Raw genomic sequence first — 8815 nt, 5'->3', positions numbered from 1 at the left:
TCCTGTTTCTTACTATTACGCTTAAGTACAGCATCTACAATGCCACCACATCTATCTTTGATGATGAGAACAGGAATTTGGTCTTCCTTTTTGCGTTTATCTGCCTGTTGCCCACGCTTACGTGGCACTCGGTGCTCAATGGTCTTTTTATCTTTAAAGCTCTCAGCAAAGAACATCTCATCAAGTTCAACAATGCCTGATACTTCAGTCAGTTGAGTTGTTGCGGAGGCTTTCAAAAAACGATGTCGCCAACGAAATGCAGTTGTCTTGTTAACCCCTAATCGTTTGGCTGTTTGCCTTACTGTCATGGATTCGTTCAAGCAACCAACTTGAACTTCCCAAAGGTGCTTTTTGCGAAGTCTTGTAAATGGTGTTTTAGTCAAAGCATTGAATGTTTTTCCACATTCATCTTCTTTGCATTTATAGCGTTGCAGACCAGAAGCCATACCCCAGCGACCAATGGACATAGAGCCACAATGAGGACAGGCTACCGATTCACTCTTTTTGCACTGATCTATCTGTCTATAAGTTTCCGATTCATTAACCTTTGAATCGACCTTATCTTTCAGTAAAGTAAGTTGGTGATGCGTTAGCTCTGATAATATATTGATTACTTGGGTAAAATTTCCAGTTTTCATGGCAAAAACTCCTATCTCTACCATGAAACTATAGCTCATTATTTAGACTTCAACACTTAACGCTAACAGAGCCAATATTTTATAGTTTATATTAATTTTTAAGGCGTAAGCTCATTGCAATGAAAGAGATTTTTTTGGGTTATCGTTACTTGCTCTAGCTGGGTGCTCAACAACGAAAACAGGTCCTACTCCATCAGGAAAAGGCCAGTATGTAATGTCTAGACAAGAGGGGGCTCTCCCGTCAGGTAGTGAGCCGCCATTACAGGAGGTATTAGAACAAGCTAATAATTTTTGTAAAAGTCTAGATAAAGAATTAGAAGTGATAGACACCCACGAAAATCAGGGGCCATTTATTTTGGGAAATTATCCCAGGGCAACAATACGCTTTAAGTGTTTGTAGTGTTAGTCAAGACAACGCGATTTTACGTAATGCCGCTTAACACGAACCCAGCCAATACTTATCCGGTGCGATGTTAACCATCGCACTAGCTTTTCACAACAACTTTGCCATACCTATGTATATTTGTGGTTTGCTAATTTAGCAAAAGCACTGACAAAGTTTTGTCCAAATATCATTCAACCTCGGTCTTATTCCGTATGTGAAGTTTTACACGTGGCACTTTTCTCAAAAAGTGCCAGCTAGCTCAGTTCTGCCCCATTTTACGTTAGAATCTTAAATCAACCCGTATGTCAATATATCAATTCTTCTTATGTTTTACTAATGTAGAGAATAGGGGGCTGCCTCCATCTCACGTAATATATAGAAGTGATCGAAACAAAAAGTGTATCACTTAGTCGTGCGACAATAGAAATTATGTAACTACCTGTTCAAACGCCATTGATGCTCAATTCTAAACTGTTTAGGTGTTACTGAGCTATATGCTTTAAACGCTTCATTGAATGAGCGAACTGAGTTGAAATTACTTTGTTCCGCGATAATCGAAATCGGAATGGATGTTCTCGCCAATAACCTCTGAGCTTTCTTAATCCTGACATGTCGATATAACTCGGTAAAGTTAGTATCTAATTCTTTCTTTAACAATCTTTTCAAAGATGACTCACTCATATTAAATTTCGAAGCACAATCAGTAAAAGAACGAACTTCATCAGCACTAATATACTCTATAAGTCTAGGTAGCCAGGCTTGTTGAATGGCCGTTACATGCAACTCAGCTTTATCATGACTAGTGCGTAGTGAATCAAGAATACTGACTACTTTGGTTACTTGTTCGATAGAATTTGACTGCTTCATCTCTAACATCGGTATTTTGTATAGAGATTCTTTACATTTTGCATCGAGTGTTAAAGTAACCACCTGATTAATAGCCTTCAACCAATGTATAACAGGTTGAAACTCAGGGATAGCAGTGTCAAGAAATTCATTTCCAAACAACACTACTACGATATCTTGAGCCTTACTTTCACAATCCCAAGTATGCCTCACATATGGAGGAATGAGAATTAGTTCATTTTCTTCTGTTCTGGATACTGAATCACCGATATAACGCTTGCCATTACAATTAGTTAACATTATTAATTCATAACTGTCATGAGCATGGAACTCAAACATTGGAGAACTATTTTTCAAATGATGAACTCGTATCGAACGGTTCGGTGAAAAGCGAGTCAACTTGATATTTGCCATTTGAGCTAAAACCTCTGCCTAGCGAGCTTAAACCGCTAAAAATACCATGGGTAGTCGCTAAAGTTAAGGGCGAGGTACAGAACGAATAACCAAATTTCTACATTTTAACTTTCATATATATTTTTAATTTATTAAGGTAACTAGCATGGGTAATGGGCATCTAAATATTGTTTTCGACTTGGACGGAACCATAATTAAACACGGCAAGCCGTTAGATAGCCAAAAGGCTAAAGATATATTAAGGCTTACATCGGGTTGTAATTTGTTTTTTGCTTCAGCCAGACCGATTAGAGATATGTTACCATTAATACCTGAAGAATTGAGAGGTGCTACATTTATCGGTTGTAATGGTGGACAGGCATGGAAACATGGCGATATGATTTTTTCAAATCAGTTTCCCTATGAAGAAATAGAGCCTATACTAACCCTTTTAAAAGCTAAATCCATCCCCTATGTTATTGATAGTGAATGGAAATATTCATTCTCACAAAAGAAGCACGATTTCCACAGTTATATTGAATCACTATCAGATTTTAGAGTACCTGAGGAAGACATCATTAAACATGGCGTTACTAAGCTCTTAATTCTCTGCTCACAAGTAAAAAAAGATATAGAAAATCTTATTTTGTCTAACAGTTTAAAATGTAGTCTTCAGTTTCATACTCATGACAACTTTTTTGACTTAACACCCATTAAAACGAACAAGGCAGAAGCCCTTGATAAACTCGGTATAAAATTCGAGAATACTTTGGCAATAGGTAACGACTACAATGACTTTGACATGTTAGACAACTCGAAAATCTCGATTTTCGTTGGAGAGACAGGCTCTTATGACAAAGCAAGTTACCACTGTTCATTTGATCACGTTTTAGATGTAATGGCAGATATTATAATAAACTCGGATTATAACCACTAAAATAGTTTAGGGGAGTTGAGGGGCATCAGTTGGGCGCCCTTCACTTCTCAGATACTATCTGATAAGTATTACAATCAATTAGGTTAACGACCCAAACAAGGTTATGTCCAAAAACGTTTCAGAAATTAATCAATCTTTATTCCCTTACCCCCCAACACCGCCACAAACGCATCTAAATACTGCTCTATCGTCAGGTCCGTAGAAACCGGTGGCAGCTCTACGGTAATGCACGGTAGTTTTCTCTCTTTACACCAGGTGCCGAATGATCCTGGGGTTTCGTAATCCACGTCTTCAACGAGCGGTAGGTCGAACTGCTTGCATAGCCAAGTGGCAAGTTCCGATTGGTTTGGGTCATCGACCATGGCGAGTGGTTCGTGGAAAGAGATGACGAATTTAGGTTCACGGGCTTCGATAAGGTTGATGAGCGACTGCACTTCCGGTTCAAGTTGGTCGGGTTGACCCGTTTTTACTTTTACATCTCTGACTGGTGTGTGAGAACTCCAACGATAAACGGTGCAATCTTCTGTCCAGTTTTGAGTTGGGAAAGCGCGGTTTAGGTCGACTTGATTAGCGTTGGCACGTGTTCCTAACTGGTTACCATCTGGGTTCATCGACAAGATCACATCGTGTCGCAAGTTGTTGGCAGGTAGGCTTCTTAGCGCACAAGACAAACCTGCGATAGACGCGGTTTCATCACCGTGTGTGCCTGCCATGATTAGACCTCGAGATTCGCTTTCTACTTGCGCGGGGAAATAGAGCAAGGGTGCGCCCAGTATCGACTTTCCATATGGTAGCGGCTTTATTGAAAATGCAGCTCTTTCCGTTCTTGGAATTAAACTCACCTTTATCTCCTGATTGATCAAGTACTATCAATTATTAACGATTAAAGAACTACTTAGATAAACGAAAGCATTAAAATTCGTCAACAGTCTCATTATTAATTTTATTACTTGCTTCAAAGATAGGCTAGGAGAGCAAAAACATATGGATTTTAAGGAACACTCAACGGCGTTACTCATTTCATCTCTATTGACCCCTTTTATCTCAGTAACTGCCGTTGCTGACACATTGCCAGCGGGAACTACTTTAGCAAAGCAGCAACACTTAGTGCGCGCTAATGATGCGGAAGCGGCGACACTAGACCCTGCAAAGGCTGAAGGCCTACCGGAAATGCACATTCTACGTGACCTATTTGAAGGCTTAGTGATTCAAGATCGCGATGGCAATATTACCCCAGGTGTTGCGGAATCTTGGGAAACCGAAGACAACAAGACGTTTGTATTCCACCTGCGTAAAGACGCGCAATGGTCGAATGGCGATCCGGTGACCGCCGATGATTTCGTGTATGCGATACGACGCGCAGTAGACCCCAAAACAGCATCGCCAAATGTATGGTACTTGAAGCTCACCAAAATCAACAATATTGCAGATGTAGCAGAAGGTAAGAAGCCGATTGAAGAACTCGGCGTGTCGGCTGTTGATAAACACACTGTTCGTTTTGAGCTAGACAGCCAAGTGCCTTACTTTGTGGCGATGACGGGTCACACATCCATGATGCCAGTGCATAAAGCAGCCCTAGAAAGTAGCGACAAGCCGTGGAGCGATCCTAAGCAATTTGTTGGTAATGGGGCATTCGTACTAGACGAGTGGGTGGTGAACGAGCGTATTGAACTAAAGAAGAATCCGAAATATTGGGGCAGTTCAGATACTCATTTAACCGAAGTGACTTATATTCCGTTTGAGAATCAAAATGCCTCGATTAACCGTTATGCAGTAGGCGAGGTCGATATTACTTCGGACGTACCTACACACATGGCGCAGCAACTTAAAAGCAAATACCAAGATGCGTTTACCACAGTGCCTTTGCTGTGTACTTACTACTATGCATTTAATACTACGCGACCACCTTTTGATGATGCGCGAGTACGTAAAGCTGTCTCTTATTCTATGATGCGTGACGTTATTACCAATGGTGTGACTCAGGTGGGCAACTTACCGGCCTATACCTTTGCACATGAATACACAGCTGGTTTTGATGCGACACAACCTGAGTACAGTACTTGGACTCAGAAAGCACGTGATCAAAAAGCAAAAGAGTTACTAAAAGATGCGGGCTACGATGCGTCTAACCCATTGGATTTCAAACTGCTTTACAACACCAGTGAATCGAACAAGTCGATTGCAGTGGCAATTGCGTCAATGCTGAAAGGTAACCTAGGTGCACAAGTTGAGCTTGAAAACCAAGAGTGGAAGTCTTACTTGGTGTCACGTCGCCAAGGTGATTTCGACGTAATGCGCGCCTCTTGGTGTGGTGACTACAACGAAGCATCAACCTTCTTGAGCCTACTGCGTTCTGGTTCTTCGGGCAATTTTGCTCGCTACAGCAATGACAAGTACGACGCTGCAATGGATAGCGCACTAGCCGCAACCAGAGAACAAGATCGCCAAGGTTTCTATGACCAAGCTGAACAGTTGCTGGCAGAAGACATGCCGATCGCGCCAATCTACTATTACATGCAGGCCCGTCTAGTGCGACCAAGTGTCGGTGGTTTTGCGAAGAACAATGTAGAAGGGCGTATCTACTCTAAAGATCTCTACATCAAAGAGTAGTTGAGCTTCTGTTACATCAATAAAAGTCTGAAATAGAGAAAAGGGACGTTGATCATAAATATCTGATCAATGTCCTTTCGTCATTAATTTGTAACCGTAAGCGCAAAAAACTGAAACCTGACTGAAGTATTTTTCACTTTTATTTCAATCAGGTGAAGCCATGTTACCCCCTCTACGTGCACTTGTTGCGTTCGAAGCTGTTGCCCGCCTTGGTTCTATTGGCGCTGCTGCGCGAGAGCTTTGTGTTACCCAAGCTGCGGTGAGTCAGCAGCTTAAAAGTTTAGAAACCTTTCTCGATACCACACTGTTTGAACGCAGCTCCAAAGGCGTAAAACTAACGTCGGCTGCCCAGCATTATCAACCGATTGTTGCGGGCTCATTGGCGCACCTGAAACTACAGACTCAAATCCTGTTCGGGGAAAAAGAAACCGATGTCTTGAGCCTGCGCGTGAATCACACCTTTTGCCATAACTGGCTGCTACCTCGCCTGCCATCTTTTTATCAAAAATACCCTTTTATCAGGCTCGATATTCAGCTGGTGGACTGGCCATCTACCAACCCTTGTCAGAATGTTGATATCGAACTGACCAACGGTAAGGTCGAAAGCGAAGACACTCATAGTGAGCGACTGTTTCAAGAGCATTGGCAGTTAGTGTGCAGCCCAGAATTTAAGAACCAATTTCAAGATTCCTTGGCTGAGCATGATTTCTCTGCATTGCCGACCGTGCAAGTAAAAGGCTACCGAGAGAACTGGTTACAATGGTTGAGCCATAACCAATTCGAGATGACTTTACCTAAGGTGCTACTTGAAGTGAGTAATTCTTTGCACGCTCTAGAGGCCGTTAAGCATGGTATTGGTGTGCTGTTGGTGCGTTCGCTTGCGGTGTCTGAGTTGTTGGAGAAAAACGAACTTGTTTTGGCGACAGAGTCCTCGATGCCTGCTGAATCAGCCCACTATTTGATTACTAAACACCGGCGCAGTGCCAAGGTGAATTTCTTTTGTGATTGGCTTTATCACCAGATGGAAGATGGTGAACTGGAAGAAAGATTTTCTAATGGGTAGCCATAAAAAAAATGAAGGACGCTCTTACTAACCTGTCACACAAACCCCTTAATTTAACCGCATACAAATAAGGACGAGGTCACCATGAGTGCTTTCTCAGAACCAATGAAAAACCGCTTAAAAGTACTGCTATTTACTGCACCGTTGTTGGTGCCACTGTTTACTTTTTGGCTCGTACCATTTGGTTATTCGATTTACATCAGCTTCACCGATTGGGATTACATCTCACCAGATTATTCGTTCATCGGTTTAGAAAATTACGAGTACATGGTTGAGGACTATGAGTTCATCCAAGCGATGCTCTACACGTTTTGGTTCTCTGTTGGTGTGGTGATTCCCACTATCATTTTTGGTCTTGTGTTTGCCATGCTGCTACACAAAAATTTCAAGGGTAGTCAGTTTTATCGTGCGGTGATCTTCTCCCCTTGGATCACACCCACAGTCGCGGTATCGATCGTGTGGTCCTGGGTATTCGAGACCAAATCGGGTTTGGCAAACCACTTGTTAGAGTCGGCAGGGTTTAGTGCGATTCCATGGTTAGAGAACGGAGACACAGCCTTGGTTGCGGTGATTATCGTGACAGTTTGGCAGGCGATTGGCTGGACGATGCTGTTTTACATCAGTGCGCTTAACAAGATCCCAGAATCACTGTATGAGGCGTCTTTGATTGATGGTTGCAGCAGCTTAACGCGCTTTTTGAAGATAACGCTGCCACTGATTTCACCAACCACATTCTTTTTGGTGGTGGTCAACATTATCACGGCGATGCAGGCGTTCGATCAGTTCCAGATCCTGACGCAAGGCGGACCGGGTGGTGAAACACGCACCTTGTTGTATTTGTTCTACCAACAAGCGTTCGAACGTTACGAAATGGGACCTGCAGCCGCGACATCGTTAGTGATATTCCTGATTACTGGATTGCTGGCACTTATTAATACCTACATCGGCAAGCGCTGGGTGTACTACTAGTCGATTTTTGAAAGGACAGAATTATGACCACGCAAGTATTGGATGCCAATCAAGTATTAAATCAGAGCGTAGCGAAAACCAAAGTTAGAGCTCAAGTCAAATCGACGAAGTCAGAAGTTGCGTCAAAGAAAGCCTCAGCGGATCGCCGTTCGTTCCTCACACTGGCGAAGCACCTTTTCTTGGCAACCTGCGGAACCATTATGGTGTTTCCGTTCTTATGGATGCTGTCTGGTTCGCTGAAAAGTAACGATGAGATCTTTGCTAACCCGCTGGACTTGATTCCAGAGCAGTTTCGCTGGGAAACCTTTGTTGAAACTTTCCACAGCGCGCCGTTTGGCTTGTACATCTTCAACAGCTTTAGTGTGGCTTTGTTCACTACCTTGTTGGTGATTGTGAATTCAGCGATGTTTGCATACGCGCTGACTCAACTGAAGTTTCGCTCGAAGACAGTGCTCTATTTCGTCGTGATGGGCTGTTACATGCTGCCGGGCGCAGTGACGTACATTCCGTCTTACATCACCTTGGCAAAACTGGGTTTGTTGGATTCACACATGGGCTTGGTGGCGTCAAACGCGGCGTCGGTGTTCGGTGTGTTCTATTTACGCCAAGTGTTTATCAAGGTGCATCCGTCGCTGATTGAAGCGGCACGAATTGATGGTGCAGGTGAGCTCAAGATCTTATGGGCAATCATCTTACCGCAATGCCGAGCAGCAGTCGCAACACTGTTCCTCATCACTTTTATTACCAATTACAACAGCTACATGTGGCCAAGTCTGGTGATTACGACTCAGGATTTAAACCTGATCGCTACTGGTATTCGTCACTACTTTATTGCCGAAGGTAACTATGGGTTGAACTGGTCGCAAATCATGGCGGCGAGCACCATTGCAGTATTGCCTTTGTTAATTCTATTCGTCATTTGTCAAAAGACGATTCTTTCAGGTATCGCCGATAACGGCGTAAAAGAGTAAACG

General features: G+C 42.8%; 8 protein-coding genes. 5 read left to right on the top strand and 3 right to left on the bottom strand.

Annotated elements, in window-relative coordinates; genetic code table 11:
* Together ACTRWI_RS05495 and ACTRWI_RS05490 are read right to left on the bottom strand one after the other, a co-directional pair.
* On the bottom strand, positions 1-662 hold a 662-nt coding region (locus tag ACTRWI_RS05495; RefSeq protein ID WP_499129801.1), incomplete at its 3' end, for a transposase.
* Positions 663-1458: 796 nt separating this feature from the next.
* On the bottom strand, positions 1459-2283 hold the full coding sequence (locus tag ACTRWI_RS05490) for a helix-turn-helix transcriptional regulator (protein WP_499129800.1): 825 nt from the start codon (positions 2281-2283) through the stop codon (positions 1459-1461).
* A gap of 145 nt (positions 2284-2428) precedes the next feature.
* Here ACTRWI_RS05490 and ACTRWI_RS05485 point away from each other — a divergent pair, with 145 nt between their 5' ends.
* The gene (locus tag ACTRWI_RS05485) at positions 2429-3199 is read left to right on the top strand and encodes an HAD-IIB family hydrolase (RefSeq protein ID WP_499129799.1); all 771 of its coding nucleotides are present in this window, start codon (positions 2429-2431) and stop codon (positions 3197-3199) included.
* 125 nt (positions 3200-3324) lie between these two features.
* On the opposite strand, the gene mpaA is transcribed toward ACTRWI_RS05485, so the two are convergent.
* Positions 3325-4041, bottom strand: coding sequence for a murein tripeptide amidase MpaA (mpaA, locus tag ACTRWI_RS05480; RefSeq protein WP_499129798.1), 717 nt, complete (start codon positions 4039-4041; stop codon positions 3325-3327).
* 142 nt (positions 4042-4183) lie between these two features.
* On the opposite strand from mpaA, the gene ACTRWI_RS05475 reads away from it, so the two are divergent.
* The 4 genes from ACTRWI_RS05475 (at position 4184) to ACTRWI_RS05460 (ending at position 8812) form a co-directional block, all read left to right on the top strand.
* Positions 4184-5809, top strand: coding sequence for an ABC transporter substrate-binding protein (locus ACTRWI_RS05475; protein ID WP_499129797.1), 1626 nt, complete (start codon positions 4184-4186; stop codon positions 5807-5809).
* A gap of 160 nt (positions 5810-5969) precedes the next feature.
* Positions 5970-6872 (top strand): LysR substrate-binding domain-containing protein, encoded by a 903-nt coding sequence (locus tag ACTRWI_RS05470; RefSeq protein WP_499129796.1) that lies wholly within the window; start codon positions 5970-5972, stop codon positions 6870-6872.
* Between the two features lie 84 nt (positions 6873-6956).
* On the top strand, positions 6957-7841 hold the full coding sequence (locus tag ACTRWI_RS05465) for a carbohydrate ABC transporter permease (RefSeq protein ID WP_499129795.1): 885 nt from the start codon (positions 6957-6959) through the stop codon (positions 7839-7841).
* A 23-nt stretch (positions 7842-7864) separates the two neighbouring features.
* Entirely contained in the window at positions 7865-8812 is a 948-nt protein-coding gene (locus ACTRWI_RS05460; protein ID WP_499129794.1) for a carbohydrate ABC transporter permease, read from the top strand.
* Positions 8813-8815 lie beyond the last annotated feature (3 nt).

It is taken from the genome of Pseudoalteromonas sp. G5_S1_14_S5, assembly GCF_054968605.1.
Note: the sequence above shows the minus strand (reverse complement) of the source record. Positions and strands in the feature narration are given on the sequence as shown.

What these genes read in the sequence shown, in the direction of transcription:
- ACTRWI_RS05490 (WP_499129800.1), bottom strand. Translation starts at nt 2,283, where the DNA reads ATGGCAAATATCAAGTTGACTCGCTTTTCACCGAACCGTTCGATACGA.
- ACTRWI_RS05485 (WP_499129799.1), top strand. Translation starts at nt 2,429, where the DNA reads ATGGGTAATGGGCATCTAAATATTGTTTTCGACTTGGACGGAACCATA.
- ACTRWI_RS05475 (WP_499129797.1), top strand. Translation starts at nt 4,184, where the DNA reads ATGGATTTTAAGGAACACTCAACGGCGTTACTCATTTCATCTCTATTG.
- ACTRWI_RS05470 (WP_499129796.1), top strand. Translation starts at nt 5,970, where the DNA reads ATGTTACCCCCTCTACGTGCACTTGTTGCGTTCGAAGCTGTTGCCCGC.
- ACTRWI_RS05465 (WP_499129795.1), top strand. Translation starts at nt 6,957, where the DNA reads ATGAGTGCTTTCTCAGAACCAATGAAAAACCGCTTAAAAGTACTGCTA.
- ACTRWI_RS05460 (WP_499129794.1), top strand. Translation starts at nt 7,865, where the DNA reads ATGACCACGCAAGTATTGGATGCCAATCAAGTATTAAATCAGAGCGTA.